General features: G+C 63.9%; 24 protein-coding genes. 5 read left to right on the top strand and 19 right to left on the bottom strand.

Features of this window, described 5'->3' with window-relative positions:
- Positions 1-2,304, bottom strand: a complete 2,304-nt coding sequence (locus ACAX61_RS15115) for a type IV secretion system DNA-binding domain-containing protein (RefSeq protein WP_370715620.1) — start codon at positions 2,302-2,304, stop codon at positions 1-3.
- Positions 2,294-2,584, bottom strand: coding sequence for a hypothetical protein (locus ACAX61_RS15120; RefSeq protein WP_010339736.1), 291 nt, complete (start codon positions 2,582-2,584; stop codon positions 2,294-2,296). The genes ACAX61_RS15115 and ACAX61_RS15120 overlap by 11 nt, the downstream gene beginning before the upstream one ends.
- A 771-nt stretch (positions 2,585-3,355) precedes the next feature.
- Between ACAX61_RS15120 and ACAX61_RS15125 the strand changes: the two genes are divergently transcribed.
- Positions 3,356-5,974 (top strand): AAA family ATPase, encoded by a 2,619-nt coding sequence (locus ACAX61_RS15125; protein ID WP_370715621.1) that lies wholly within the window; start codon positions 3,356-3,358, stop codon positions 5,972-5,974.
- Positions 5,975-6,140: 166 nt separating this feature from the next.
- On the opposite strand, the gene ACAX61_RS15130 is transcribed toward ACAX61_RS15125, so the two are convergent.
- The 7 genes from ACAX61_RS15130 to ACAX61_RS15160 all read right to left on the bottom strand — a co-directional run bounded on the left by ACAX61_RS15130 (position 6,141) and on the right by ACAX61_RS15160 (position 17,376).
- Positions 6,141-7,226, bottom strand: coding sequence for a hypothetical protein (locus ACAX61_RS15130; RefSeq protein WP_370715622.1), 1,086 nt, complete (start codon positions 7,224-7,226; stop codon positions 6,141-6,143).
- Entirely contained in the window at positions 7,220-10,486 is a 3,267-nt protein-coding gene (locus tag ACAX61_RS15135) for an N-6 DNA methylase (RefSeq protein WP_370715623.1), read from the bottom strand. Before ACAX61_RS15135 ends, ACAX61_RS15130 begins: the two co-directional genes overlap by 7 nt.
- Positions 10,476-12,605, bottom strand: coding sequence for an N-6 DNA methylase (locus tag ACAX61_RS15140; RefSeq protein ID WP_370715624.1), 2,130 nt, complete (start codon positions 12,603-12,605; stop codon positions 10,476-10,478). Before ACAX61_RS15140 ends, ACAX61_RS15135 begins: the two co-directional genes overlap by 11 nt.
- The gene (locus ACAX61_RS15145; RefSeq protein ID WP_370715625.1) at positions 12,592-14,427 is read right to left on the bottom strand and encodes a DNA methyltransferase; all 1,836 of its coding nucleotides are present in this window, start codon (positions 14,425-14,427) and stop codon (positions 12,592-12,594) included. Before ACAX61_RS15145 ends, ACAX61_RS15140 begins: the two co-directional genes overlap by 14 nt.
- Positions 14,428-14,501: 74 nt before the next feature.
- Positions 14,502-14,720: a ribbon-helix-helix protein, CopG family gene (locus ACAX61_RS15150; protein WP_112701192.1), complete on the bottom strand. Its 219-nt coding sequence runs from the start codon at positions 14,718-14,720 to the stop codon at positions 14,502-14,504.
- A 275-nt stretch (positions 14,721-14,995) separates the two neighbouring features.
- On the bottom strand, positions 14,996-16,192 hold the full coding sequence (locus ACAX61_RS15155; RefSeq protein WP_370715626.1) for a site-specific integrase: 1,197 nt from the start codon (positions 16,190-16,192) through the stop codon (positions 14,996-14,998).
- A complete protein-coding gene (locus tag ACAX61_RS15160) occupies positions 16,189-17,376 on the bottom strand; it encodes a site-specific integrase (RefSeq protein WP_370715628.1) in 1,188 nt (395 codons plus the stop codon). Before ACAX61_RS15160 ends, ACAX61_RS15155 begins: the two co-directional genes overlap by 4 nt.
- 532 nt (positions 17,377-17,908) lie before the next feature.
- On the opposite strand from ACAX61_RS15160, the gene ACAX61_RS15165 reads away from it, so the two are divergent.
- Positions 17,909-18,127, top strand: a complete 219-nt coding sequence (locus ACAX61_RS15165; protein WP_037448170.1) for a hypothetical protein — start codon at positions 17,909-17,911, stop codon at positions 18,125-18,127.
- Between the two features lie 121 nt (positions 18,128-18,248).
- Here ACAX61_RS15165 and ACAX61_RS15170 read toward each other — a convergent pair whose 3' ends face one another.
- Complete coding sequence (locus ACAX61_RS15170; RefSeq protein WP_037448174.1) at positions 18,249-18,473, bottom strand: hypothetical protein; 225 nt, start codon at positions 18,471-18,473, stop codon at positions 18,249-18,251.
- A gap of 333 nt (positions 18,474-18,806) precedes the next feature.
- On the bottom strand, positions 18,807-19,052 hold the full coding sequence (locus ACAX61_RS15175) for a hypothetical protein (RefSeq protein WP_037448177.1): 246 nt from the start codon (positions 19,050-19,052) through the stop codon (positions 18,807-18,809).
- Positions 19,053-19,473: 421 nt separating this feature from the next.
- Here ACAX61_RS15175 and ACAX61_RS15180 point away from each other — a divergent pair, with 421 nt between their 5' ends.
- A complete protein-coding gene (locus ACAX61_RS15180; RefSeq protein WP_164521873.1) occupies positions 19,474-19,644 on the top strand; it encodes a hypothetical protein in 171 nt (56 codons plus the stop codon).
- A gap of 65 nt (positions 19,645-19,709) precedes the next feature.
- On the opposite strand, the gene ACAX61_RS15185 is transcribed toward ACAX61_RS15180, so the two are convergent.
- Positions 19,710-20,288, bottom strand: coding sequence for a hypothetical protein (locus tag ACAX61_RS15185; protein ID WP_046408783.1), 579 nt, complete (start codon positions 20,286-20,288; stop codon positions 19,710-19,712).
- A gap of 189 nt (positions 20,289-20,477) precedes the next feature.
- Positions 20,478-21,455 (bottom strand): DUF2493 domain-containing protein, encoded by a 978-nt coding sequence (locus ACAX61_RS15190; RefSeq protein WP_037448183.1) that lies wholly within the window; start codon positions 21,453-21,455, stop codon positions 20,478-20,480.
- 479 nt (positions 21,456-21,934) lie between these two features.
- Between ACAX61_RS15190 and ACAX61_RS15195 the strand changes: the two genes are divergently transcribed.
- Both ACAX61_RS15195 and ACAX61_RS15200 read left to right on the top strand, forming a co-directional pair.
- A complete protein-coding gene (locus ACAX61_RS15195; protein ID WP_370715629.1) occupies positions 21,935-22,582 on the top strand; it encodes an AbiU2 domain-containing protein in 648 nt (215 codons plus the stop codon).
- Positions 22,583-22,669: 87 nt separating this feature from the next.
- Positions 22,670-22,873, top strand: a complete 204-nt coding sequence (locus tag ACAX61_RS15200) for a hypothetical protein (RefSeq protein ID WP_233447709.1) — start codon at positions 22,670-22,672, stop codon at positions 22,871-22,873.
- 44 nt (positions 22,874-22,917) lie between these two features.
- On the opposite strand, the gene ACAX61_RS15205 is transcribed toward ACAX61_RS15200, so the two are convergent.
- The 6 genes from ACAX61_RS15205 to ACAX61_RS15230 form a co-directional block, all read right to left on the bottom strand.
- On the bottom strand, positions 22,918-23,238 hold the full coding sequence (locus tag ACAX61_RS15205; protein ID WP_037448186.1) for a single-stranded DNA-binding protein: 321 nt from the start codon (positions 23,236-23,238) through the stop codon (positions 22,918-22,920).
- A 320-nt stretch (positions 23,239-23,558) separates the two neighbouring features.
- Positions 23,559-23,996, bottom strand: coding sequence for a hypothetical protein (locus ACAX61_RS15210; RefSeq protein ID WP_037448189.1), 438 nt, complete (start codon positions 23,994-23,996; stop codon positions 23,559-23,561).
- A gap of 3 nt (positions 23,997-23,999) precedes the next feature.
- Positions 24,000-24,260, bottom strand: coding sequence for a type II toxin-antitoxin system Phd/YefM family antitoxin (locus tag ACAX61_RS15215; protein ID WP_037448192.1), 261 nt, complete (start codon positions 24,258-24,260; stop codon positions 24,000-24,002).
- A 59-nt stretch (positions 24,261-24,319) separates the two neighbouring features.
- Complete coding sequence (locus ACAX61_RS15220) at positions 24,320-24,823, bottom strand: N-acetyltransferase (RefSeq protein WP_037448195.1); 504 nt, start codon at positions 24,821-24,823, stop codon at positions 24,320-24,322.
- Between the two features lie 157 nt (positions 24,824-24,980).
- Positions 24,981-25,499 carry a DUF736 domain-containing protein gene (locus tag ACAX61_RS15225; protein ID WP_093067962.1) on the bottom strand — a complete coding sequence of 173 codons (519 nt, stop codon included), beginning with the start codon at positions 25,497-25,499 and terminating at the stop codon, positions 24,981-24,983.
- A 162-nt stretch (positions 25,500-25,661) separates the two neighbouring features.
- On the bottom strand, positions 25,662-25,979 hold the full coding sequence (locus ACAX61_RS15230) for a DUF7673 family protein (protein ID WP_037448201.1): 318 nt from the start codon (positions 25,977-25,979) through the stop codon (positions 25,662-25,664).
- Between the last annotated feature and the right edge of the window lie 58 nt (positions 25,980-26,037).

Below are 26,037 nucleotides of genomic sequence, written 5' to 3' on the forward strand. Positions count from 1 at the left end.
CTAGATCCCCATGTCCGTGCCGTCAGGCTCGCGGCCGGCGGAGAAATCCTGGCGTAGCTCGACGATCGTCTGATCCTCGACCCGCGGCGCGCTGTGATGGCTGCGACCGTCCTTTCGATCATCACGTTCTCGGGCCTGCGCTGCCTCCTGCTCTGCTGCCGCGCGCGCAGTCTGTGCGATGTCGGCCGCATGTTGACGGGGTGCCTGTCCGTCGCGGTCGGCGTTGTTTTCGTGAACCGCCTTGCTGGTCGATTCCTTCTCCGCATCGACCTCGGCAGACAGGATGCGCGCGGCCATTTCCTTCGCCACGTTGACCGGCTCTACCACCTCCTGGATCACCTGGCCGGCACCATCACGCCCACCGGCTTCACCACCCCCTTCTCCGTCGAACACTTCCTCTCCGCGCTTCGATCGCACCGGCTTCATGTCGGGGCGGGGCAGGAAGCCGTCCGCGACCTGGGGATAGTCCTTCCAGACGAGCTTGATCCGAGCGGCCGGGAAGCCGTCGGGGAACTTCACGAAGCCATGCATCGAGGGCAGGTTCGTGATGTCGTCGGCGATCACGAGCGGTTCGACCTGCTTGCGCGGAGTCAGCGTCGAGGCGTCGCGCGTGTTGTTGTAGCCGTAGCTGTAGGCCTCATCCATCTGGCGGACTTCGCGGTTGCCGATATAGCGGGCGCACTGCTCGGCGGTGTCGAGATCGGCGGTCGCGAGGATGAGCTTGGAGCGGGCAAGCGAGGCGAGATTGCGGGCGCCCTGCTCGCCATATACCTCGACCAGCTTTTCGAAGCTGTGGATGCCGAGGATCATTGCGCCGCCGAAGGCGCGGGCCGTCTGAAGGCCATTCTCGATGGCTGGCAGCCGGTGAAGTGCGCCGAGCTCGTCGAACATGAACCAGGTGCGCAGCGACCGCGTGCGCGGCATGGTCATGAGCCGGTTGATGGCGAGGTCCATCCAGAGCGTCAGCAGCGCCCGGTTCATCGGCATGTCGACGTAATTTGAGGTGATGAAAAGGATGGAGCCTGGCTTCTTCTCACCCGTGATCCATTCGCGGATCGAGAAGCGCGGACCCTCGTCTGGCAGGAAGCGGAGGACCTGCGCGTTCGTGTTGAAGACGGCGCGGATCGACTCCGCCATGCGGGCGGCTTCCGGGGCCGTCAGAGGGTCGGCGATGGTGTTCTGAAGGTAGCGGTGAACGCGCTTTAGATCGGCCGTCATCAGATGTTCCGACAGCGCGAGATTGGTGGTCTCACCACGCTCCTGCAGGCGGACGCACATTTCGATGAAGAGAGTTCGCGCCGCGAGCGCCCAGAACGGTTCTGAGGAGCCGCCGTCCGACGGGATCAGGGCCGCAGCGGCGGCGGTAAACTCACTGTGGGTGCAGCAGTCCGAAAAGATCGACCATGCCGGGCAGCGCCGGTCCATCGGATTGAGGATCGTATCGCGCTCGGGGTCATAGAATGCCTCGACATAGGCACCGGTGAGATCAAAGATGACGGCGCTGTCCTGACGCTCGCGCATCTGCTTGACGAGGCTGCGCAGCTCGGTCGTCTTGCCCGACCCGGTGGTGCCGACCAGCATCGTGTGCGACTGTTCCATCCGGTGCGGGAACGGGATGCCGGCGAGTATGTAGGGATGGTGGATCCCGGCGGCCTTGCGCGCCGCAAAGGGCAGTTGCAGCACCTGCCGCGGCGAGAGGTCGGGCAGGCACTCCCGGGCTTCCTTTTCGAACGCCGCCTGGTTGTGTTGGGACACCTCCGCGAGAAGCAGTTCGCGCTCGACTAGCATGGCGCCCCGCTCGTGTCGCTCCTGCAGGATCGACCGGCCCCGACGCCGCGAAATATCGACGAACCAGATGGTCAGCGGGATCGTGAGAAAGACGGAGACGAGGATGGCGCCGAGCAGGCCCCGCACGGCCACACTCCAGGCCCTCTGGACCTCGGGCATATACTGCACGACCGCCATGATCGTGCGGTGGATTTCGCCGTTGGGGAGGGTGACGTTGACCCGCTTGGCAGGGTCCAGTCCGACCCAGTCCCAAAGCATCGCGTAGAGCTTCATGCAGACGAGCTGGAAGCCGTGCTCGTCGAGCTTGAGCGATAAGATGATGAACCAGGCCGCGAGGAAGGCGAAGAACCACAGGATGAAGGGCAGCTTCGCGCCCGAGAACCACATCAGCATCTCGTGGGTGAGAAGCTGGCTTCCGCGCGTGAAATTGCCGGCGTTGCGATGGACTTTGCCCCGCGCCGAATGATGGGTCAGGGGTATGGCGCGGCCATCGGTGCGGATGTCCTTACGCGCCATGGTATTGCTCCAGGCGCTTGTCCGCATTGGCGATGATCCGCTCGCGGAATTCGGGATATTGCTCGCTGATGATGACGTCGAGCGCGAGCTGCATGAACTCGCTGATCCGCGCCAATCGGCGGTGGCTGGACGTGATGACGCTCGCCGTGCCGAGATAGGCATCGACTGCCGCCCGGATGATCTCGGAGGGCTTGCATTCCTGGTCCGTCGCGAGGGCCAGAATGCGATCATACTGCTGGCGGTCGAGCCGGACCGTGCAGTGCCGTGTCGTCGAGGACAAACCAGCCTCCTAGCAGAGAGGCTGGTGGGGACCTGAGAAAGCGTGTGGAGATATAACCGATCGCCCGGTGGGCGGCAAAGAGAAATGGGGAACACAGAGCGCGTGGCACCACGTGGCACGGCTAAGTCACTGAACGCTTGGGATAAACAGACTCCCTCGCGAACGTCCCACGCCGTGGCACGCTCTCCGGTCGCCCTAAGCTATTGAGGGAACACGGGAATCCTGCACCTTCAGGTGCGTAGGGTGTGCTGTCAATAAACAGCATTTTTGGGGGGTTTCCGGGAAGCCTTTCCTTAGTGTGGAACACGATCGATAACGGTTTCCGGCGAGGCACTTAAGCGCATTTGATCCCGCACACGAGACGTGCCCTCAGGAGCCCGGCAGAAGGTATCTGTTCCCGTTTTGGGCTTGATTGGGGACCAAATAGCCATCATGGCATCGCCAACTGCAGAGGCCTTTGCATGCCCATGAAACATGCAAAGGAAATCGTGAAATCTCTTTATATTGGCCGGGGGCGCCAACGATCAGGCGTTTCCTCTACAAAAGGCGATCAGACTGCTCCTACGCCAGCTACGAGCCGCCGCTTTTAAGAGTGGTCAAGATGGCCGCAGCTTTGAAGGCCCCCGGCTCGCGCCGATCGCTTCTCGCGGAGTTGAAAGGTTGTATGCTGTTCTGCGAGAGCATGCGTTTGGCTGGTTGTTGAAACAGTGTTCGCGGTCTTCCGGCGCTATCAACTATACGAAAAAAGCAGCTGTCAGGGGGTGAAGCGGAATGAACAAAAAGGCGAACAAAACAGTCCTCGAAACCATACTCGACTGGTCGGCTGACCGCCCCCTTTGGCAAAGGGATGCGCTGCGCCGGATCGTGATGGGTGGAACGCCTGACGACGATGCGGTGAACGACATTCTGACGCTATGCAAAAAAGAGCACGGGACCGAAGGCATTGCGTTGGAACCGGCGACCCTCGAAGCAGTCCATTTGCCGGCAGCTCCTGCTGGCGGCGAGTCAATAGCGCTGGCAAGTGTCGGAGGTGTCGCGGGCGTAAACCAGCTCGCCGCCGATCAGACTCTGCGGTTTGAACCGGCCGGTCTCACAATCGTCTACGGGCCGAACGGGTCCGGCAAATCCGGTTACGGGCGGGTGCTCAAGCGCGCCTGCCGCGCGCGCAAGGCGGGCGAGATCATTCCCGATGCGTATAACCCGCCCCCCGCCGGAAAGGCGACAGGCACCATTTCGATTCTCAAGGACGGAGTGGTCGCACCGCCTGTCAGCTGGACCGACGACGGCAAGCCGGACGCGGTGCTGTCTGCGGTCAGCGTCTTTGACCGGGACTGCGGCTCGGTGCATGTGCAGGAAAAGAACGAAGTGGCGTTCAGGCCCTTCGGCTTGGATATTCCCGACGATCTCGCCGGTGTCTGCCAGGCGCTCAAGCAGAAACTGGGTGCTGAAGAAACCCAGCTCGATGCGGTCCGCGACCCGGTCTTCAAGAAGCCGACATGGAACCCGGCCACGCCGGTCGGCGCGATCATGTCGGCACTGAGCCATGACACCGATCTTGCCGCGCTTGAAAGGCTCGGTGAGATGACCGCCGACGAGCGGACGCGGCTGGCACGCCTTGACGAAGACCTGCTGAAAAACCCGGCGGATGCTGCCGCCGAACAGAGGCTTTTTGCCGGCAATGTACGGCAGCTGATCGCTACCCTGGACAGGCTTGCCGCCGCCTATGGGGATGAAAAGCTGGCCGGGATGAAAACGCTGGCGGACGCGGCGCGGGACAAGCGGGCGGCAGCCGATCTTGCCGCGCGCGCGATCTTTAACGGCCTTGCCATGCCGGGTGTCGGCGGGGAAACATGGCGGGCGCTATGGGAGGCCGCCCGCCGCTATTCGGAACAAACGGCTTATCCCGGCGCGCCTTTCCCGTCCTCAGGGGACGAAGCCTGCGTTCTGTGCCACCAGGCGCTGGATGCGGATGCCAAGGACCGGCTGGGGAGCTTCGAGGCATTTGTCCGCGCGGATGCGGAATCACAAGCGGCGCGCGCCGAGCAGGACTATACTGAGGCTCTTGCCGCTTTCACGGCGCGGCAACCGGACGTGCGCGTGATCGCGCAGGCGCGCCAGCGCATCGCCCTCCAGAACCCCGGCCTTGCCCGCAAGGTTTTGCGCTCTGTCGCCAGCGCGGATTTGCGCCGCCTGAAATGTCTTCGCGCCCTTTCGACCGCTGACCCGCTAATCCTGCCACCGTTTTCGCCGTCGCCGAAGGCGGAGCTGGAGGCGTTAGCGGCCACTCTGGAAGCCTATGCTGCGGAACTTGACGAAGCGGCCGACGCTGAGGGCCGCGAGCGGCTGATCCTCGAACGTGACTCGTTGACGGACCGGGCGGCGGTTGCCGACTTTCTCGAAACCGCAAAGAAAGAAATCAAGCGACTTGATGACCTGCGCATTGTCCGCGTCTGCATCACTGACACGGCGACCAACGCCATCACCAAGCTCGGCAACGATATCGCCGACAATGTCATCACCCCGAAAATGCGCGACCAGTTCCAGTCGGAAATCGTCCGTCTCGCAGCGGAGAAAGTGCGCGTGGAAATCGTGCGCTCGGGCGGGCAGTACGGCTCGCCCAACTACCAGGTGCGCCTCTTTGCCAACCCTAAAGCCAAGGTCCATATGGTCCTGAGCGAGGGTGAGCAAACCTGCGTCGCTCTCGCCGCGTTCCTCACCGAACTGGCGACGGCACAGCATAAATCTGCGCTGGTGTTCGATGACCCGGTGACATCGCTCGATCATCGCTGGCGCGAAAAGGTGGCGGACCGGCTTGTCGAAGAATCCGCAACCCGCCAGATTATCGTCTTCACCCATGACATGGTGTTCGTGAACGACCTTCACGACAAGGCCGTCCGCGAGGCTGTTCCTATGAAGCTCGTCAGCCTGTCGCGAGGGCCAGCCGGGACGGGCATGGTCACGGACGGCTTGCCCTGGCAGCACGCCGGTATCCGCGACCGGGTTGATAAGCTGGAAAAGGCGGCGCGAGAGGCGCGGAATCTGTATGACGCGAACGATGAAGAAGGATACCGGGACGCAGCCGTGAAAATCTATGACCGGCTGCGGGCGACGTGGGAGCGCGGGCTGGAAGATGTCGCCTTTGCCGGGGTCATCCACCGCCACCGGGACTATATCGACACGAAGAACCTGAAACGGGTGACTGTCATTGAAGACGCGGATGTCGAGACATTCCGCAAGAACTTCAAGAAGTGCAGCGACCTCGTGGACGCGCACGACCCGTCGCGCGCACGGGACGGCGCGGTGCCGCCGCCCGACGACATCCTTGCCGACATCAAGACTCTTGCGGATTGGGCGGATTCGATCCGGGTCCGGCAGAACGCCTTGCCGTGACCAAGCTCGTTCGCCCTGAATACTTCGTGCCAGGGATCGTCACCCGAATGGGCAGAGACAGCATGGCTGGCTCCGTAGAGCCGGCACATCCAGCGGCATAGAGCCCGGTCCGCACGCGGAGGCACCACAATCTGGGCAGCCGTACAAGACGATTAAATTCGCTGCTTTACAGCAAACCGACAACCCTGTTGGTGGCCACCGTGCCAAGGCGAAAAAGCGTTTGACGCTGTGCCGAGGCCTGCCGCCACGAACGTGCAAGGTCGGACTCCCAGGGGGTCACGATCAGCTCGAAGGAACCGTTGGTCAGGCGGCGGAACATGACCGCCGAGTCGGCATAATTGAACCCGCCCTGTGCGGCAGTCGGCAGGTTCATCCGCTCCATCTTGTTATTGCCATGCCAGGTCAGTCGCCGGTCGTTCCACACGCGCGCGCCGCTGCGGAGGACGGGCTCACCGATTATCAGGTTATGCGGATAGTCGTATTGGTCGAATACGAAGCCGAAGAACCGGTGTCCGCCGCGCGGCAGCTCCAGTTGGTTGCTCGATCCGCCCTGAAGGGCCTCGCCTTGAACCCACATGGCAGCATAGTCGGCGGGGTTGATCACTCCGGTTTCAATGGCGACGCGGAACAAGGGCAACGCGGCCCCCGCCACCGGTGCCGGTGCTGCTACAGGCTGTGCCTCCTGCTCGATTTCGGGGGGCGGCGGCTGGGCCTGTCGCAGGGCGGTATAGGCTGCGAGCAAGTCGTCGGTGAGAGCAGTCGTTTCAAAGCGGGCCTTGTCGAAGGCTTCATCGGCATCGGCGCGCGGAACGCCCTGCTGTGCCCATGCCGCCTCGGTATTCACGCTAAAACCGCGGCTGGTCAGGTTCGCCGAGCCGACCAGCGTGCAGCATGTTTGGGGATCGGTGCCAAAGACGTATAGTTTGGGATGAAAGGCGCGCAGCGGCATAAGCGAGCCCTGCGCCAGCCTCTGCGCGCCCGACACCAGAACAGTGGCGTTCGCCAGCCCGCGCCAACGCTGCAAGGCTTGAGGTTCGGTAAGGCCGAAATCAAAGGATGTCACAAGCGTTTTGGGCATCGCCGCGAATGCGGCCGGCCCCACGGCATTTGCGACGGCAGACAGCAATATGTTTGCGCCGCCGAGCGTGACGTATGCGGAGGCGGCGCGGATATCGATGGCCCCCGCCGCGACCATATCGACGAGAGCATTGCGCAAGCGCGCCGGTTCTGCGGCGTTCTGGACGATCAGCATACCGGAGCCTGCGTCCAGCTACCGCTGCCGCCGGATGACGCGGTGGATGCACCGGCCAGCGCCGACTGCGCCAATGTTTCAAGCTGCGCCAGTAGCGGCGATGCTTCGAGCAGCGTGCGCAATTTGCGGCGGCGCGCCGTCAGTGCTTTGGCAGGATCAGCCAGATACAGGTCCGTCGTGCAATGGGCGTCCGCTAGTGTGGCAATATCCTTGGCAAGGACCGCGATCTTCTGATGATCGCCGTTGGCGGCATCGTATGCAGGCATCATTCTGTAGGGTAGCGTGTGAAGATGCCGCTCCCCGAAATCGCCCTTCGGGTTAAACGCGAGGGTGGCGTTGGTGAGAGCCTCGCTGTTGAGCATGCCGACCTGGTACCAGGCCTCGTCCGCGTCCGTCACAACTTTCCAGTACAGTGTCTGGTCAACGACAAGGTCCTGAGCCTGCGCAACCGGAACGCACGCCGCGCAGATGATCTTGCCGCCGGCACCGGCCAGAATGAGGTACCCGCTCATACCGAAGACTTGCTTGGAAAGCTTACCCCGCTCATCGATACGCTGTTGGAGCGACTTGCCTTTCCCCACCGTTTTGAGCCTCTGGTTGATCGCGGCGAACCGCCGTGCGGTCTGGGTAAAGCCCTGCCTGCGGATTTCGGCCTCGTCGAGAATGCTCCACGTTCCGCCCGCCGCACGCAGCGCCGGCAGAGCCAGCGGCGCGCGATGGACACCGAGCACGAACGGCAGCAGGTTTTCCGACTGGGCCATGCGGAAAAGAAAGCGCGGCGCGACGTGGCCGGGGAAGCGGTCTGCCGCCATTTCTTTCGCTGATTTGATCGTAAATCCCCACGCGGAAGCGCGTGTCGGCGTATCGACGTGAACCTCCGCGCCCGCATTCTGGACGATGTCCACGCAGACGGCCGTGCGCGGCATAAGGTCGGCTCCTTGCTGCGGCAGGTCGCCGCCACCGCCGGCCACGGCTGAACCGCCGCCCGTTTCGAGCACCCAGGCGCTGCGCGCCGAACCGATGGTGCGAACCGAAAAGCCTGCGGCGTTCAGCCCCGCGTCTGTCGCCACAAAGCCGCTAAACGTGCTTTGTGGAAGACCGGTCGTATTCGCTCTTTTGTGACCGACCAGCGCCGCGCCGGGATATTTAAAAGTTCCGGGCGCGACCTGCCAGATTTCGGTGATGTCGAACGGGACGGGGCGGTCGCTTGTCAGGAAATCATGCTGCCTGAGCCTTTCGTGGTGGGTGCCGTTCAGCACCGTGCCGGGTACAAGACAGGCGACGCAGGCACCCGGTCCCAAATAGCGGTCGATGGCATGAAGCAGGTGCATCGTGCCCAGCTCAAGATGGAGAAAGGACTGTCCTGCGGGCTGGATGCCGTAGAGTTTCGCTCGGCCTTTCAGCAAGTCCCGGTACGGGTTGTCGGCCAGCCCGCTCATGGCGAGCCATGGCGGATTGGACACAAGCCCGTTGAAGTGGCCGGTCAGGAGCCCCGGCCTGTAGGTATTGCGCAGGATGAACGCCCAGATGCCGTTGCGCCCGGCAACGGCCAGTTCAGCCATGCGATGCGCCAGCGGGAACAGCGCCTCGGAAAGCTGCTTGTAAAGCTCCGGCGACAACGTGATCCCGAACACGGCGATCGTGCCATCGAGAAAACTATCCGCGTCCGCCTTGCTGAAACCCGCAACGGTTCCGCGCTGCTGCGCATCGCGCGCCTCGTCATAGGCCCAGTCCACGATCTTGTCGAAAAATTCGCGGTATGCCGGCTGCACCAACGCTGTCGGCAGATGTACGGTCGTGCCGTCAAGCGATACCGGTATGGTATCGCTTTCGCCGACCAGCGGAACTGACGCCGAAACCGGTGTGACGGCGAACAGCGAGTCCGCATGATAGACCGGGATGACGATGGGCTTCGTCGCCGCCTTGATCTCAGCCGAGAGGCTGACGACCCAGGTCGTCTTGGCGAGACTGACCGCCAGCGGGTCGATGTCGAACCCGGTCGCCACGTCTTCAAGCTGTTCGATGGCGGAAAAGCCGAACCGGACCCGTGTGGCCTTTATGATTTCTGCGAGCATCGTGCCGGACCCGCAGCACATATCGACGATCCGGGGGCTTTCCCCGTTCGGGAGGCCGTCGATGCAACAGTCGGCAAGCAGGCGCGCGAGCCAGTGCGGGGTCCATTCCTGGCCGAGCAGCTTGCGCTGACTGCGGCGGGCGAGCTGCGCCATAAAGCGGCCGAACAAATCCTCATCGGGATACCAGCTGAAATCGTACGCATAGAGATCGCGCTGGAGGTCGCGGGCCACCGCGACAAGCCGGTCGATGTAGGACGGGCCGAGAAGCCAGCCGAAATAATCCTGCTCGACCACATTCTCCAGCTGGAAATTGTTGCGGAAGAATTCCCCGTTCAGGATTGTCTTCAACTCGTCGTTCGTGCTGAGCACCGCCTTGGCTGTCAGTACGTTCGCGCTCAGAAGCCGCGCGAGAAGGGTCACGTAAGCCTCATCAACATATGCGGCGGTGCGGAAGGTGCCTGCCGGCCCTTCCAGATGATCGACGAACTGTGACCAGAGATCGGTGGCAAGGCTCGCCGACGGATCGGCTTTGCGCCCCTCGTCCACAAGCAACGACAAAGGCCCGGCGCTGCTCTTGTATGCGGCAGATTCCATGCCAAGGTCGGAGGCGAGGAATTCGGAACGCAACGGCCGCGACTGTTCGCGCGCCAGATGCTTCTTGATAAAGCCGCCGAGCTGCTCGGCGGACAGAACGCTGTCATCGGGTAGCTTGAGTTCGTCGATAACAACGAGCGTGATGTCAGCAGCGGTGCAGGACGATGGATCAACACCCGCTGCAAGCTCGGCATCGTAGGCGTACCATTCGACCGTGTCCGACAGTACGCCCCGGACCGTTGAAATCGGCATGCCCGCGCGGACAAGCCCCGCCGCCTGCTCCTGCACCTGCCCGTAGCCAGTATCGCGCTTGGCTGTGTTGCGCAGGTCGGATTCGTACTCAATCGTGGTCGAACCGACCAGATTGTCGATGAACCGAGATGCGGCCTTGCCTGATCCCGTGCCCACCTTGGTATGGGCTTCCGTCCCTTCGGTGTAGTTGTTGATCCAGGTCTCGTGCGTGGTGTCCGGGAACATAAGCCGCAACCGTCCCACGAACTCGCTGCGCAGCACCGCCTCGACATGACTGGCATCCCGCAGCATGCGGCAGCGCGCAATAGTTTCACGAATGCGGGCGATATCAGCTGTCATGGACGGTCCTTTGGCGGGCAGCGCACGCGGCCTCAAGGCGAGTGTCGATATGGCGCGCTACGTCTTTGAGGTCGTTTTCGTTCATACCGGGCAACGAAGCGGCAAGGATGAACATGTCGATCTGGTGCAGGGCTGACGGCACGCCCGCAGCCAGCTGCTGTCCGAGCGCGGCAAGTCTCTCGCAGTCGCGGTCCGACAAAACAGGAATCGGTACCTGACGTATGTGCGTCGCTTCGAGTTTGAGCGCGCCGCCGCCAAGCGGCGTGCCGGCGGCTTCCATCGCCGCGCGGCACCAACTGCTGTGGAACAGGGCATAGAGCGCATGCGCTGTCCACTGCCTCTGCTCCGCCCACAGCGTTGAGAAGTTGGCATCAATCAGGACCGGCGGCTGTGTATTCAGCGCGACGGCCGGTGTGCCGTGATTGATGCGCGGCGTAAAAATCGCGGGCAGGTGGCGTGCGGTGAAGGCCGGCAGCATGTACCAGAAGCGCGGCACGTCGCGGCCGTTCGCGGGCCGGCGGACATTGGTGCGCACGGCCGTAAGATCGGGAATGAACCGGGCCGGCTCTTTCGGGTCGAGCGCGGTCCGGGCTGCCAGACGTACGAACGAAGCGAGCTCAGGAGGCATAACGCGGGGCGCAGATACGCGCAGCTTACGATAAGCTTCCGCCGCTTCTGCGACGAGCGGCTGGTCTTCCGGCAGAACCCAATCAAATAAATCAAGCGCGCGGGTGGCCGGAACGCGCCCGTCCGCAAAGGCTTGCATATCCGCCTGACGATGAAGAACGGGGCGCAGCGCCGCCACAGGAACGCGAACCTGAATGTTCTGAAAGCTGTCCGATGCTTCGACGGTGACGGTCTCGCCCTCTTCGTCACCGGCAAGCGTCACATAAAAGAACCGGTTGCAGCCCGAACGCAGGCCCTGGCTGACCCGGATGCCCGCCTGTTCGAGCGTCTGGAGGTGCGCCGGCGCCGTTCCCGGCGGCAGCATGTCCCGCAATCCTTCCGGTATCGCCGCCGGCCTTGCGTTACGGGCGGAAAATAGCGGCAGGGTATCGCGCCTGTTTTCGGCCTTTTGGAACCAGCCCTTGTGTGCAAGGCGCTGCTCCAGCGTGTGCCATTCCTCATCCAGCGCAAAGGGGCGGCGCTCAATGCCCGGCACCTCCCCGTTTGCCGCGCCGGCCCATGCCGCAAAGTCCTGCTCCGGTTCCGCACCAGGAAAAGCACCGCCCACAAGCGACTCTCCGCCCGCAGCCGCCGGCGCTACTTGAAGCCAGGTTGCGGTCGGCAAGGGAGACCGGGCTGGCACAGGCATTTGCGCCTCATCCCATGAAAGCCGCCGCGCGATCACAAGATGCGTGCGCACCAGCGCATCGGAAAACCAGCCGGGTTGGGTATCCGCGACAATGTACTCAAGGCGAAACGCGCGCAGCAGCAGGTAGCGTACGACATCGGCATAGTCGCGCGAACGCCAGGTGGCGGGAACGACAAGGGCCAGGCGTCCGCCTGGCCGTGTCAAGAGGGCGGACAAGAGCCAAGCCGGTACGGAAAGATCGGCAAGGCCCGAATAGCCGTTAACCAGTGCCTGCCAGAGCGTGCGCTCGCCGCCGGTCATGCGCGCGTCCACAATCGCGGACAGGCCCCGGCGCACGTCACCGACACCGGCACCGTTCCCGGTTTGCGACTGGTATCTCACATAGGGGGGATTGGTGATGACAAGATCGTAGCCGGGCGTATGCAGCGCCGCGATGGTGGCGGGGTCGAACGCGCTGCCCGTGAGAATATGACTGTTATCCGCAGCATCGTCCGCGTGCAAAGCCGCCATCCTACGACCGCAGAAGGCGGCTGTTTCGGGATCAAGCTCTATGCCGTCCAGTCGGTTGAGCCGAGTCCCCCGCGCCAGGGCTGTCAATGCTGCCGCATCAAGCAGGTCGCCGTGCCCAGCCATCGGATCGATTACCGTGCGCGCGCCGGAGTCGAGCGCTAGGTGCGCGAGAAGCGCCCCCAGCGGCAACCCGGTAAAGAACTGTCCCAGCCGTTTGCGCTGAGCTTGCGGTAGGCTTTCCTCAAAGGACCGCGCCGAGGATCTGATGGCGCGGACTGCGTCAGTCGCCCGCACTGCATAGAACTCCGGTTAGCGGCTGTTCCGCATACCAGCGATAGAAGACATCCGCGTCGAGCGGGACTTGCTGATGATGGCTGAGGAAATGCGTCACAAGGCGGGAGTAAAGCCTCTGCGCCGTCGCTTCGGCCGGATCATGCGCGGCGGTCGCCGCGCGGTGAAGGGCCGTGGCGACCGTCCATACACATTCGTCAGCTCCGGTCTTGCTTTCGGTCCGGGCCTCGGCATTGCGACGTGGGCCCAACAGGAGCACGGGATCGCCGCGCACGGCTCCTTCCGTTGTAACCTGTTTGAAGCTGCCCTGCTTCTTGTCGAGAACCCCCGCATATTCCACATCAAAACCGGCTTCCTGGTAGGCGCGCTGCAAGGCGTTCCAGACTTCGGCTGATGCGGAATGAAACACCATCGTGGCTTTGCCGGACGGCTTCAATATCCGGCGGGCCTCACTGAACGACCGGGTCAGCAGGCCCTGGTACTCGTCAATGGCCTTGCCTTGGTCCGGGCTAACGATGGCTTCATCCGTGCGGTCGGTGAAGGTCTTGAGCCAAGCCTCGTTTATGAAACTGAGTTCGGCATAGGGTATGTTGGCTCCGAAGGGCGGGTCCGTGAACACGTAGTCGATACTGCCGGACGGCAGCGCGACGGCGCAGCTGGAGCCGTGGACGACTTCGACCTTGCCGCTACCGCCGTGTATTGTCTCAAACGCCTGCGCAATCGTTGTCAGCTTGCGCCGCAATCCTGCAAACAAATTCTTTTCGACCGGAAGGCCGCTGACATAGAGCACGCCGGGCTGGGCGCTGGTGACGACCAGGTCTTTCTGGCCGGACTTCGCCACGACGCGCGTCATGATCGTGCCATGCGCGGCGTTATAGCTGAGTAGCCAGAATCGCAGCCCTTCGCGAAGGGCGCCGTGATAGGATTCCACACGCTCCCACATGCGGGCGAAGACGATGAGATTACGCCGCGTGTAGAAGTGGTGAACGTGCGTAATGCCTTGATGGTAGCCTTTTCGGTAGAGGTCGCCCCAGGGGATCCACGCCTGCGGGACGCACGACGGGATCGGCTCCGCCTCAATTTTCTTGATAAGCGTCAGGTCGGCGGCCGTTGCCGGGCGCGACCAGCGTTTTTTCCCGGTTGAACCATAGACGCGGGCCAACGCGCGTCCGCGCAATTCGCGCTGCTCGCCCAGCACATCATCCTGTTCCTGCACCGTCACGCGCTGCACATCATCCAGCGGCGCTTCATGGCGGCATTTCGGGCAGGAGAAGGTGGAGGAAATCTTCGCCGGATCGAGCGAAACGCACGCATCCCACAAGGTGACAGAGCTGCGGCAGCCGGGGCAGCGCAGCTTATCGCTCCAGATCAAGTGACGAAAGGAGCCTTTGGCGCCGGAGGGATCGCGCGCCTCATACATCCAGCCGTCTTCGCTCTCCCCGGCCGCCAGCACATCTTCGGCGGCCTTCCTGAACGCGGCAAGATCGGGCGGATTGGTCAGGGTCCGGCCGACAAAGGAGCCGAGCGCGCCCAGCTCATAGAGTACGGCATTGCGGGCACCCCACTGCACGTCAAGACCAAGGCGAATCGCTTCGGCGCGCAATTCGTCGGTTGGCCGTTCACAAAGCAGCGCGGCGAGGCCGGTCGTCCCACTGCCTCCGAACCCGTCAAACACGGTGTCGCCGGGTTTGGTATGGGCGGCGATATATAAGGCAATCGCCTCCGGGGAGATCTTTGTCGGGTAGGGAAAGGCCCCGTACAAGGCACCCGTACGCTTTGCCGCAAGCGGCTGGCGGTAGAGGGCATCCAGAGATTTGGCGGGCATCGCCCGCGCTGCCTTGCGCGGCCTAGTCGCGGTGTGAAGCATCTGATCGTGGTCCCCCGGCATTCTCATTTGTTTCATGTCCGCTCCGGTGCAGCTGCCCGCTTGTCCAGAGCCGGCCGCCGCACAGCCCGTGCGGGCTGCTGGTGTCGCCGCAAATATTCATGGATGGCACGCCGCACGACCCAAGATACGGATACGTCGTCCTTTTCGGCGAGCGTGTTCAACGTGTCATAGTCTCCGGGCGTGACGCTGACCGTGACACGGGGGCCGAGTTTTTTCGATCGATCACTCATGGCAGGCCTGCTAATGTTCCTCTAATGTTCACATAGCTGGATGTGAGTCACATTGCAACATATTGCATCATTCTGACTCACACGCAAAGGCTGTTTCACAGCGTTTTCATATACATGCCAACCCGTCATCGCTCGCGCTCAAAATCGCGGCTATTGTCCTCCCATGCCCAGCGCCGACCGCGACCCGCGCCATCTCCTGGAATCGTCCGGCAGCGGCAGGCGTCGGTTATGAGGCTTGCGACGTTGAGTTCGCGATCTGTTAATTTAGGCACCTCTCACCCCAACATCCTTTCAATAACCGTGCCGATCTGCTCCGCAGTGTCCAGGACATGCTCATCATCAAGATGGGCATAGCGCGCTGTCGATTGCGGGTTGGCATGACCGAGCAGACGGCCGATCATCGGCAGCGTCTCCTTGTTCATCGCTGCATGGCTGGCGAATGTGTGTCGAAGGTCGTGGAGGCGCACGCCGCGAAGGCCCGCTTTCGCGCGGATTTCGTGCCAATAATGATCGATGGTGCGCCACGGTTTGCGATAACGCGGGCTCCAGAACAGCCAGGGAATGCTTTTGTGCCTTGGGAGTTCGTCGATCAGCGCTCTGGCCTCATCCCCCAGCCAGACAACGCGCGGCCCGGTCTTGCTGTCGCGCAGCTTCAGCCGGTTTCCGCGCACGTCCTGCCATTGCAGGCCAATGATCTCGCCCACCCTGCATCCGGTCAGCAGCAGAAGCGCGACGGCCGTGGCGGCGAGCGACCTTGCCTTGTCGTCGCCCGCCCGCATTCGCGCCAACACCTCGCCCAGCCGCTCCAGTTCTGCAAGGCTCAGGAAGCGCTCGCACTTGCGCTTGCGATAGAGGCGAACGCTCCGGCAAGGATTGGTGTTCTCCAGCCGATAGCCCCAACTCTCCGCCTTGTTGAGCATGTTGTTGAGGATCGACATCACGCGGTTGGCGCCGCCGGGACCGATCCGGTTGTTGAGATCGGCAAACCATCTGGTGACGTCCGCCTCGTTCAGCGCATCGATGAAGATGCCGGGGAAGGCGTCTTTGAGGTAGAGTTGGCAGTATTTCTCATGGGTGTAGTAGGTCGATGGCTTCCAGTGCGGCGACCAGCGCTCCCAGTATTCCGTCAGGAAATCATCGAAACGGGGCGCGGAACGGATGCGCTGGCGTTCGGTCGCCGGATCAAGACCAACCTGCGCATAGGCGATCACGCGCCGCGCGACGATCGTGGCCTGGTGGCGCGTGATGACCGCCGCTGAACCGATCGTCACCGTGCGCAGGCGACCGGCCATCCGGGTCTGCACGATGTAGACCTTGCGGCCGGTCGCATAGTGACGGATGCCGAAGCCGTGCTCGACGCCGAGCCAGGTCGTCCTGCGCGGCTTGCCCTTCGGGAGCCGCATATAGACGACATTCGCCCCGACCTCCGCCAGCGCCTCGGCGACGATCTGCTTGAGCGCAAGGGCGGTCATGCGCGCAGCCCTATCGCCTGGGCAAGATTGCCCGAAATTCTCGCAGCCGCGTCGGCGATCACATCGTCGGAGAGATGCGCATATTTCGCGGTCGTCTCGGGCAGGACGTGCCCCAGCAGCTTTCCGATTGTGGCGAGCGGCACATTGTCCATGATTGCGGTGGAGGCGAAACTGTGCCGCAGGTCATGGATGCGAACGTCCGGCAAGGCACAGGTGCGGCGAAAACCCGGCCACCAGTTATTGAGAGTAAGCGGGCCAGTCCCCAGGACATTGGGAAAGACATATGGGCAGTCCTCGCGCCGGGGCTGGGCTTCGAGGATCGCTAGCGCCTGACTGTTCAGCCAGATGGTCTTGGGTCCGGTCTTGCTGTCGGGCAGCGCCAGCTGCGGCGGTCGCACCCATTCCCAGCGCAGGTCCCGGATTTCGCTGATGCGCGCGCCGGTATAGAGCAGCAGACGGACGATCGCGACCTCTGCGGGATGGTCCGCTTCGGCTTCCCGCAGCGCCGCGCCCATGCGGCGATATTCGAGCGGCGAGAGATAGCGCTCGCAGGCCTGCCGCTTGTAGCGCGGCATCCCCCGGCAGGGATTGGAGCCCTTGCGCCGCAGATGCAGCGCCTCGGCATATTTGAACAGCGCGGCCAGGACCGGGATGGCACGGTTATACTTCGACTCGCGATCCCCGGCACAATCGTCGCGCCAGCGTGTGATGTCGGCTCGGGTCACGTCGGCGACGCGAAGATGCCCGAACACCGGGGCAAGGTCACGTTGCCATGCGTCACGGTTACGCTTGGTTGTGGACGGCTTCCAGCAACGCGCGATATCGGACCAGTAGGTTTCGACATAGTCGGTGAAGAGCGGCGTGGCCTTGACCACCGTGCGCTTGGGCAGGCCGTCCAGCGTGACCTCCGCCAGCAAGCGCCGCGCCTGGGTCCGCGCCAGCTCGGCATCGACGTCGGTCGTGCGGCCGAGCGACACACGCCGATGCTTGCCGCGATGGCGTAGGCGCACGAACCAGTAGTACCGACTCGTCGGCCGAACCCTCAGCCCGAAGCCCGGCAGCATGGTGTCCCAAATGCAGTATTCCCTCGCCCGCAGCGGCAGCTTACGCCGCGCGAAATTACCGTCGAGATATGCCCGGCGACCGGGCTTTTGCCGGCTGGGGACCATAAGGCCATCATCCATAGCCGAACTGCTCTCGCAAGTCGCGGAAATCAGCCGATTTCGAGGGACCAGATAGCCATAGGGATCATCCGAACTGTCGGGCTGAACTTCAGTCTCGACTACTGATTTTATTGGATTTTTCTCCATATATGCACCTTAAGGTGCGTAGGGTGTGCGCATATCCCAAGAGACCGCTATATGGTCCCGGACCTGTCCGGAGGTCGTTGGAAATGGCCCGTAGCCGGGTCCGGCTGGGCAGAGGTCCGCCGGCAGGCGGAACGGCGAGAATCGACCCGCGCGAAGTCAGGGGCCACCAGCGGGCGCCTTGGTCAGGCGAGGATCGTCACCCGAATGGGCGGAGACAAGGCGCTTGCCTTGGCTCCGTGAGGTTGGGTTGCCGGGCCCCAACGGGGTGCGGCAGCCCTAGCGAATAGAGCCGTCATCGGGCGTGAAGCCCGATGCGCCCCCGCACCATTCTTCTCCTTCCGGGGCGGAGGCTCTCCCGCTATGGTCGGACTGTTCATAGCCCGATCAGCCTTGAACAGAGGCACCTATGGCAAAGACACTGGAACAGGAGCGCGCAGCGTTCGAAGCGGATGCACAGCGATTGGAGGAACGGCGCCGAAAGCTCGAAGAGCGAGAGCGCGAGCAGGCCATAACGGCGGTGGAAAAAGCGGGCCTGCTGAAGCTTGAAATCAGGCGGCTGACCGCGATCGTCGAGCGGGTAAAATCGCTCGGAATCGACGAGGTTGAAAAGCGGCTGAGGGCCTGAACCCAGCCTGCCGCGGCAGCGCCGCGGCACGGGCATAGGGGGTTCGATGCCCCCTATGCCCGTATTCCTTCCAGCAAAAAAAGGGGAGAGGCGACGCGCGCGCCTCCCCTTTTTGTCGGTCTCAGAATTCGTCGAGGACCCCGCCCGGCGCGGTGTAGACGATCCGGTCGATCATCGCCGGCGTCAGGTTCCCGTAATCGCCCTCGTCGATGGCGAGATACCCCTGCTCTTCGTCCTCGATGACATGTTGATCGAAGAAGCTGTGAAGCGCCCGGCGTTCCGCGTTGGCGACCGCTGCGAAGTAGGCGTTGTTGTGGGCGGCGGCGGTGTTGGTGATCGTCTGCATGGCTATGCTCCTGTCTGTCTTGAATGACAGGGGAAGGCGCGTCGGGCGGGTGAGGTCGGGTCAAGGATCGCCGGCTTGCCGGCGACCGCGCAGCGGCGGTGGGGGTCACGATTTTCTTCGGCGGCCACCGGTGTCGAGGGGGGAGCGCTGCGCTCGATCCGCCGGAGAAAATGGTGGGGCCCCGCCGTCCTTGAGGCGGCCTCGCCCGGCCGAAAGAATGGGAAGACTGTGAGAGATGTTTCCTCTCGGTCGGAGGACCAGGCCGAGGCGTAGCGGCGTGCGGACCGGCGGGTCCGCGCGTCACGCGAGCGAGCCTGCGTCTGGCAGCCTTCGCTATTCCATGCCGTCATGGAACAGCCTCCAGAGGAGCGCGTCCCCTTCAATCTCGCGGAGCCGAAGCTCCAGCGACAGGGCCGCTTCCCGCTCCGCGATCCGGGCGTTTTCGGCGGTCGTGAGGGCGGCGCGATCGATTCCGGAGAGAAAGGTTTCTCGGTGGTTGAGGAGGCGCCGCAGCCGTGCCGTTTCGCGGTCGATCGATGCGATGGCGGCGACGGCAGCGTGGGTTGCGGATACGGTCATGGTTGCGCTCCAGGTGCGAGGGGATTGAGCGCTCGAGCGCCCTTTCGTTCGAGACGCCGCCGTTTTGGCGGAGGGAGAGAAGAGGAGCCGGGCGCGCGACCCCGCCCAAGGGCTGATCAGGGGTGCCCGTCGCAGTGGCAGTAGGGCATGGCCGCTGTGCCTTGGTGTCGCGGATGGTCTGTGTTAGTTCCCGCGCTGCGCTGCGAAGGCCGTGGCGCCGGGACTGGTAATCCCGTCGAGAAAGGCAACTCGGTGTGGTTTCACGCCGGGGTGCCTGCGCATATGTCCAGGTGCCTCGGCACTAAAAGCGTAGGCGCATGTCTCGACGTGTTACCAGCCCCGGCTCCCGCGCCCCAGCGCGGGAGTTGCTTGGCGAGAGCGCCCAAGTTGCTCCGATGATGGTCGCGCTCCGGAATGCGATATGGACCTCAACGAGAAGGATCCGGGCGTGACACGGGCGCTCGCCTTGGCGCTGATGCGTCAGGCGCGCGAGTATCTCGGCGCGATCGGCGAGGACGAGGCGTCGCTTCATCTGCAACGCGCGATCGATGCCCTCCTGAAGCCCGCGCCCGGCAATTCGGCGCAAGCCTGAGCGGCAAAAAAGGGCGCGCCATGCGAGGTGACGCGCCCTCCTTCGGCGGCGGGAACGGGCGGAGGCTATGCCCATTCCAGCCGCGAAGTGTCGTCGGCGTCGGCCAGGCCGATGAGCTGGTCGAGCCGATCAAGATACGGGGTGATCCCCTCCTCCTCCGCACGGCGCCGGACGGCCGGGTTGGCAAGCCGCACGCGGACGGCATCTATGGGTATTTCGCCGATGCTGTCCGGCGCCAGTCCGAGGCTCTCAAGCAGGACAGCGGCGTTGCCCGAGGCGAGATCGAGTTCGAGGCCCCGATCGGAGGTGAGAGCGACCCGCATGGCGATCGTTGCTGCCCCCTCGTCCCGCCATACGCTGACCCGGCGGCATCGGAACTGGGCCTCTTCGACGACGCTGATGACGTCCGCGTCGAAGTCGAAAATCCTCGCGATCGCGGCCAGCGCGAGTGGGCAGACGCGTGCTTCGAAGTGATAGGAAAGATACTCGTCCTCGGGCGCGTCGGGGTCGAGCAGAACGGCTCTGCAGCGGGCGCTTTCCTCGCGAAGGAAAGTCCGGAAGGCGGCGAGTTGCCGGGCGTTGATGGTGGCTCGCGGACCCGGCTGGTCATCGGCCGCCGTCGCGATACGGAACGTGATGGACATCTCGTCCTCCCTTGTTGAACCGCAGCCGATCCTCCCCCTCTCCTTTTCCGCCAGCGGCGGGATGCCGGAGCGAGCGCGCAGGCGCTCAGTCTCGCGGCGCGAAGGGGCTCGATGCCCCTGAGCGCCGCTTGTCGACGCAAGAAAGGAAGAGAGGCCCCGGCTTACGCCGGAGCCTCTCGGACAAGCGCCTCAGGCGGCGCGTTGGCCCCGCTGCTGGGTGAGGCGGACGATGTGCAGCGGAACACCCGCCTGCCGCAGCTTCTGGGCGAGATTCTGCTGGATGCCCGAGCCTTCGCAGATGACCGCTTCGACCGGCTTGAGGTTGAGGATGCGGTCGTTGCGGACGAAGGCGGCGCGGTTGCCCTGGCTGCGATCGAGGCGGAACTGGATTACCTTTACGCCGCGCGAGGCGGCCCATGCGTGCGCCACGGCATCGCACCCCTTGGCCTGCGCGGTCGTCGCGAGGATCATCTCCGGGATGCGCGCCTTGATGCTGTCGAGACCCTTCCAGAGCAGGTCGCCGTCTTCCCAGACCTGACCGCCCGAGAAGGCCACCACAGGTCCTTCGGGCGCGAACTGTTCGCGGCGCTCGCGGGCGCGTGAGGCGAGATAGTCGCGGGCGTCGATCATCGATGCGTTGAGCGCGCTCGACACCCTGCTTCCCCGGACCGGCGAGAAGGGCTTGCCGGTTTCGACGCGATATACTTCGGCGGCGTGGTCGCGCATGCATTCCATCGCTTCCCGGCAACCTTGCAGCGTCTGACACAGGAGCTGCGTGTCCTCCAGTTCGGTCGCGTAGATCTCGGAGGGGTCGTAGGCGCGGGCGAGGTCGCCGAGCTTCTTGGCCGCGTCGTCCTCCCGGCCCTCGATCCGCTTCGCCACGACGTGGAAGCTGTTCGCGAAACCCCAGGCGAGATCGGTCGCGAAGGCCTCCATGCGCGTGTCGCGCAGCACATCGAACATCGTCTGCATCATCATCTCGACGGCGGCCCGGACTTGCTCGGGGTCGGGCATGTCCAGCGCTTCCGGCGCCTCGACGATGCTGAGCTTGGCCATCTCGCTATGCTCGATGAAAGCGCCTTCGTAGGTCTGGGTCAGGTCCTCGTTTTCGCGCGCGGCGGCAATGTGGCTGGCGAGGTCGGCGAAGTTGGTGAAACTGGTCTGCATGATAGCCTCCTTGGAATCTCATCCATTCGATGAGGCTTCTCATTCGACGTGCGGCGGTCGTGCCGGTCAGGGACGTTAACCGGGAAGCCGGCGCCAGTCGGATCCCGGTTAACGCCGCGAAGCGGGGAGCGGGGGAGCCGATTTTCTCGGGCCCGGAGCGCAGCGCAGGGTGCGTGAAAATTGGGGGAACCGCTCATCCTTGACGGGCTCGGATCCCCGCACGTCACAACTAGGAATTCAGAGAGAGAGATTTTTTGGTCACCACCTCTCCTCACGCTCCCCGCAAGGTGATCGTCACCCGTAAGGGCGGAGACCCGGCGGAGACGGGGCTCCGGGAGCGACAGCGAGTAGAGCGCCGGTCCCGCCCGCAGGGTGGGATGCGTCGAACCATTGGCGGTTGATGACAGCGCGACGACGGCAGGTCGCAGGCGGCGGGCAAATCTGGCAAGCAGCGTCTTTGACGAACCTGCGGAGTGCGCGTGAAGGCCCTGATCCAGGCAAATTATGAGGAGCGATTGTCGCGCTATGCGACGCTGCTGCACGGAACCGAGCCACCGGGCCTGGCCGCCAAGCTCGGCGTCTATGCGCAGCTGCTGCGCCAGCATGAGAACCATGGCGATCGCCTCTGGAAGATCGAGCCGATCCTCTACCCATTGATGCTGTCGGCCGAGACCGACCTCCACCTGGCCGTCGCGCGGCTGCTCGAGGATCCCCGCCGGGCGGAGGGCAGCATCTTTGCGTTTCTGGAGTTCTGCCGGAAGAACCGGGAAAACATCACCTGGAAGGCGGGCACACCACCCGCCGATGTGCTCGACGCGCAGGTCGCGGCGCTCGAGAGTCATCGGCCGACGATCGCGGCGATCATGGGCCGCCGGGACCGGTTCTTCGCGCACCTGGACAAGAAGTATTTCCTCGATCCGGGGCGAATCTACGAGGATTATCCGCTTGAAGGGTCTGCGGTTATCGCGCTCGCCAATGCTGTGATCGCCGTGATCTCGGAGCACCAGTGGAAGCTCAGGGAGCACGCCAATTTCCATTTCGCCGAGTTCTTCGAGATCGGTGTCGACAACATGGTGCGCAATCTCGAGGCGGGCCGCCGCCAAAACTACCCGGGCCAGCTCGACTGACATCGATCGATCGATTGTCGGTCCGCCGGCGGCACGAAAAATGCTATACGGAGTCGGGGCGCAGGATCACGATGCATGGAGAGCGTCATGAGATTGGCGATGGACGAGGCCATGATCCGGGACGCCGCGGAGGCACTCGCCGCGCGGTTCAAGGATCTGCTGGTCGACGGCTTGGCGCGCAGCTTCACCCTGTCGCGCGACGAGGTGGTGCTGGCGCTGGGTTTCACGCAGAGCGTGGCCGACCTGCTGACGCCGACGATCCCGGCGCCGGCGATGCGGCTTCCGGCCTGAACACAGGCGGACAGAGCGGCGCGTGAGCGCCGCTCCGTTGCGCTTCAGAAGAAGTCGATCTTGTCGGCGATGATCTCGCAGCCGTAGCGCGTCACGCCGTCGCGGTCCTCCCAGCTCGAATAATGCAGGCGGCCGGTGATCGCGACCACGTTGCCCTTCTCCCGGATCGCGGCGGCACGGCCGAGACCGTTGAAGCAGGTGATCTTGTGAAACTCGGTTTCCTTGGCGGTGTAGCCGGTGGCCTCGTCGACATAGGTCTTGCCGTCCCTGAGCTTCACGCGATCGGTCGCGACGATGAGGGTGGTGACGGTGCCGCGCGTCTCGGGGTCCTTGGCGACCCGGCCGGTGATGTTGACGTTGTTCATGGGACTGCTCCTTCCGATGCTGCGGCGGCCTTTCCGCCGGTGACACCGAAGAGCGGCGTGCGGGCGCGGCCGACACCGGAGCGCGAAGCGCGGAGGGAAACCCCGGGAGCGAGCTGGCGCGGGCAGCCGCGTAGCGGCAACACGGGCGAGCGGATGGGGTTGTGGGACGCGGCCGTCTCGCCGCAGGTGTCAGGAACCGGCGACGGAAAGGCGCTGGCACCAAAGGATGACGGGGACCCACCACGTCGATGCGGGGCCGATCGGCGATTGACCGGCAAATGCAGCGTCATCTCATTGGACGCGTCTGGCGGCGCAATGGGTCAGGAGGTCCGCTTAACCTGGGCGATCTTGCCAGCGTCGTAGGCGGCAAGCCAACGCGTGCGAATGGTCTCGTAGAGGCTGGCCGGGAGCACGCCGTATGCGACGTCGCCGGCCGGATCGCCGGGCGCTGGACGCAGGTCGGGGCCGGGCCATTGGAAGTGGTTGAGTTCGGTGAGGATCACCCATGATCGCTCGTCGTCGAGGCCAAGGCGCGCCTTCGTGGCCGCCGGGATCTCCACCGCGAGTTTAGGGTCAGCCGGGGGCGTGTGCGTCACCGGAAGGACGGTGACCATTCTTGCGCCGGCCTTGGTGGTTGCGGTCAGGAGGATGGCGCAGGGGCGGTCCTTGCTGCCCTCTTCGTGGCCGGCCTTGGCTTCGTGGCTCCAGAGATAGGCGTAGCGGATGACGAGGCCTGGAACCGGTTCAGGTATTTTCACGCGTCAGGACTCGACCTCGTTATCGAACGCGGCTGCCTCGGCAGGCGCTCGCGCGGCGCGCACGCCCTCGGCAATCTCGTCCGGGATGTTGTCGAGCGTGTAGACCTGACGATCACGGCTCTTGAGCCGCTGATATTCGGCATGCGACAGAAGCACGAGGCTTTCATGCCCATGATGGGTGATGGTCAGCGGGCTCTCGAGGGCCTGGCGGCTGAAGCGGCCGAAGGATTTCGAGACCTCGACGGAACTGGCGGTCTGGGGCATGGCGATTCTCCTGCCCGGAATATACGGAGTTTCCGGATAAATTCAAGGACGGCGGCTGACTATCGGGCAGGTCGCGTCCAGAGCGAGAGGTTCCCTCTGGCGCCTTGCCAGTCCTGGCCTTGGCGCGAGAAGCCCGCCCGGCTCAGCTTCCCGTGCATCCTGGGATTGTCGGTCGTGGCGAAGCAGGCTTTGGTGAGCGGATCGGCCACGGCGCGAACGAGGCGCTCCCCGAGGCCCTGCCCTTCCATGTCCTTTGCCACGACGATGTAGCCAAGTTCCGGGGCATCCTCATAGCCATCGATTGCCACGCCGGCCTCGGCGAACTTCTTGCAACGGTAGTTTGTGGACGGGTCTTTGAGGACGCCGGCACCGACGATGCGATTGGTTCCGGGCTCGCGAAGCAGTTCCACGCGGTGGCTTCGGCCGAGCCGCGGCAGGATACGTTCGATCGTGTCGGGGATCGCCCCGCCGTCTTTCACAAGCGCTGCAAGCGCTCGTTGATCGTCCCGCCCGAGGTCGGTGAAGCGGCCGGTCCAGGAAACGGGTTGATCATCGGCCGCCATCGGCACTCCTTGCTGACCGCGTGTCCGCGGCTTCCCGGATTCTACCGAAGATCGGTGTCCGGCCTATAGCCGGAAACAGAAAAAAGGGCCCGCTTCGCCGGGGGGAGCGAAGCGAGCCCTGGTGATCCGTGCGCCCGATGAGGCGCACGGCGTGAGGTCAGTCGGCCATCTCGGGCTGGCGGCGGCGACGGCCGCCGGAAGCGGGCTCGCCACCGGAGGCGGGCTCTCCGCCGAACGCGCCATCGGCCGAGGATTCGCCGAGCCCGTCCGTGCCTGCCGGCGCCGCCGGCTCGCCCGCGCCCGGCAGCGGCGGCAGGCCGTCGTCGGCCGCGACCGTGTCGGTGGGCGCATCGCGGCGGCGCGTCGGACGCGACCAGACGATGTTGTAGGAGCCGTCCTCCTGGCGGAAGGCCGAGATGTAGAGCGGCTTGTCGAGGCTCGGATCCTCGATCTTGCCGTTGAGGAAGGTCTCGCCGGTCGAGTTGGACGAGAGTTCGAACAGCGCGCCGACCTGAACCCACTGGCGGGCAGCCGAGAGCGCGAGGATCTCGAACTTGGGCGCGCGGGGATTGGCGGAGTGGACGGTGCGCAGCGCGATCACGATCGCGATGGTCAGCGTCGAGATCTTGCCGGTGTAGGTGCCGCTGGCGTTCTGGGTGATGGTGCCGATGTTCATGGGTGGTCTCCTGAGAAAGTTCGCTCGAACCCCTTGTCCGAACACCTTCTCTGACCCCCTCCTCTCCTCGGCCGTTCGGCCGAGTAAGGCGCGTCAGCGCCGCTCCGACAAGCGCCACTTCGGCGCCGTCGGGATCGTGTCACTGACCGAGTGGAACGGGAGTCAGGACTTTCGCGCGAGCGAAGGACGCCAAAGGGCGATGATGTCCTGCATCTCCTCGGCAAAGCCCAAGCTATCGATGTAGACGGCGCCGCGGTCGTTCTGCCCGAGGAAGCCGATAACGCTGGTGATGTCGTTGGCGATGGCGATATCGAGGCCGAAGAGATCGGCAATCTCGAAATGGCCGAGATCGGGGCCATTCCACCAAGCCATCAGGAAGTTCGCGACGCGGCGCGCCTGGCCGGTGTCGCTCATCGCGATCGGGATCAGGCGCGTCAGCGCCGCGCGCGCGGAATCATAGTCGGTCTGGATCGAAGTCATCGGCGGGCTCCCGGATGACAAGCTATCGGGATGCGTGCGCTGCGCAAAGGACTTCCCG

The organism is Sphingomonas sp. IW22, assembly GCF_041321155.1.
Taxonomy (GTDB): domain Bacteria; phylum Pseudomonadota; class Alphaproteobacteria; order Sphingomonadales; family Sphingomonadaceae; genus Sphingomonas.

Bases quoted from the DNA above. Each gene is read 5' to 3' on its own strand.
- ACAX61_RS15115 (WP_370715620.1), bottom strand. From the start codon at position 2,304: ATGGCGCGTAAGGACATCCGCACCGATGGCCGCGCCATACCCCTGACC.
- ACAX61_RS15125 (WP_370715621.1), top strand. From the start codon at position 3,356: ATGAACAAAAAGGCGAACAAAACAGTCCTCGAAACCATACTCGACTGG.
- ACAX61_RS15130 (WP_370715622.1), bottom strand. From the start codon at position 7,226: ATGCTGATCGTCCAGAACGCCGCAGAACCGGCGCGCTTGCGCAATGCT.
- ACAX61_RS15135 (WP_370715623.1), bottom strand. From the start codon at position 10,486: ATGACAGCTGATATCGCCCGCATTCGTGAAACTATTGCGCGCTGCCGC.
- ACAX61_RS15145 (WP_370715625.1), bottom strand. From the start codon at position 14,427: ATGCCCGCCAAATCTCTGGATGCCCTCTACCGCCAGCCGCTTGCGGCA.
- ACAX61_RS15150 (WP_112701192.1), bottom strand. From the start codon at position 14,720: ATGAGTGATCGATCGAAAAAACTCGGCCCCCGTGTCACGGTCAGCGTC.
- ACAX61_RS15155 (WP_370715626.1), bottom strand. From the start codon at position 16,192: ATGACCGCCCTTGCGCTCAAGCAGATCGTCGCCGAGGCGCTGGCGGAG.
- ACAX61_RS15160 (WP_370715628.1), bottom strand. From the start codon at position 17,376: ATGGATGATGGCCTTATGGTCCCCAGCCGGCAAAAGCCCGGTCGCCGG.
- ACAX61_RS15165 (WP_037448170.1), top strand. From the start codon at position 17,909: ATGGCAAAGACACTGGAACAGGAGCGCGCAGCGTTCGAAGCGGATGCA.
- ACAX61_RS15170 (WP_037448174.1), bottom strand. From the start codon at position 18,473: ATGCAGACGATCACCAACACCGCCGCCGCCCACAACAACGCCTACTTC.
- ACAX61_RS15175 (WP_037448177.1), bottom strand. From the start codon at position 19,052: ATGACCGTATCCGCAACCCACGCTGCCGTCGCCGCCATCGCATCGATC.
- ACAX61_RS15180 (WP_164521873.1), top strand. From the start codon at position 19,474: ATGGACCTCAACGAGAAGGATCCGGGCGTGACACGGGCGCTCGCCTTG.
- ACAX61_RS15185 (WP_046408783.1), bottom strand. From the start codon at position 20,288: ATGTCCATCACGTTCCGTATCGCGACGGCGGCCGATGACCAGCCGGGT.
- ACAX61_RS15190 (WP_037448183.1), bottom strand. From the start codon at position 21,455: ATGCAGACCAGTTTCACCAACTTCGCCGACCTCGCCAGCCACATTGCC.
- ACAX61_RS15200 (WP_233447709.1), top strand. From the start codon at position 22,670: ATGAGATTGGCGATGGACGAGGCCATGATCCGGGACGCCGCGGAGGCA.
- ACAX61_RS15205 (WP_037448186.1), bottom strand. From the start codon at position 23,238: ATGAACAACGTCAACATCACCGGCCGGGTCGCCAAGGACCCCGAGACG.
- ACAX61_RS15215 (WP_037448192.1), bottom strand. From the start codon at position 24,260: ATGCCCCAGACCGCCAGTTCCGTCGAGGTCTCGAAATCCTTCGGCCGC.
- ACAX61_RS15220 (WP_037448195.1), bottom strand. From the start codon at position 24,823: ATGGCGGCCGATGATCAACCCGTTTCCTGGACCGGCCGCTTCACCGAC.
- ACAX61_RS15225 (WP_093067962.1), bottom strand. From the start codon at position 25,499: ATGAACATCGGCACCATCACCCAGAACGCCAGCGGCACCTACACCGGC.
- ACAX61_RS15230 (WP_037448201.1), bottom strand. From the start codon at position 25,979: ATGACTTCGATCCAGACCGACTATGATTCCGCGCGCGCGGCGCTGACG.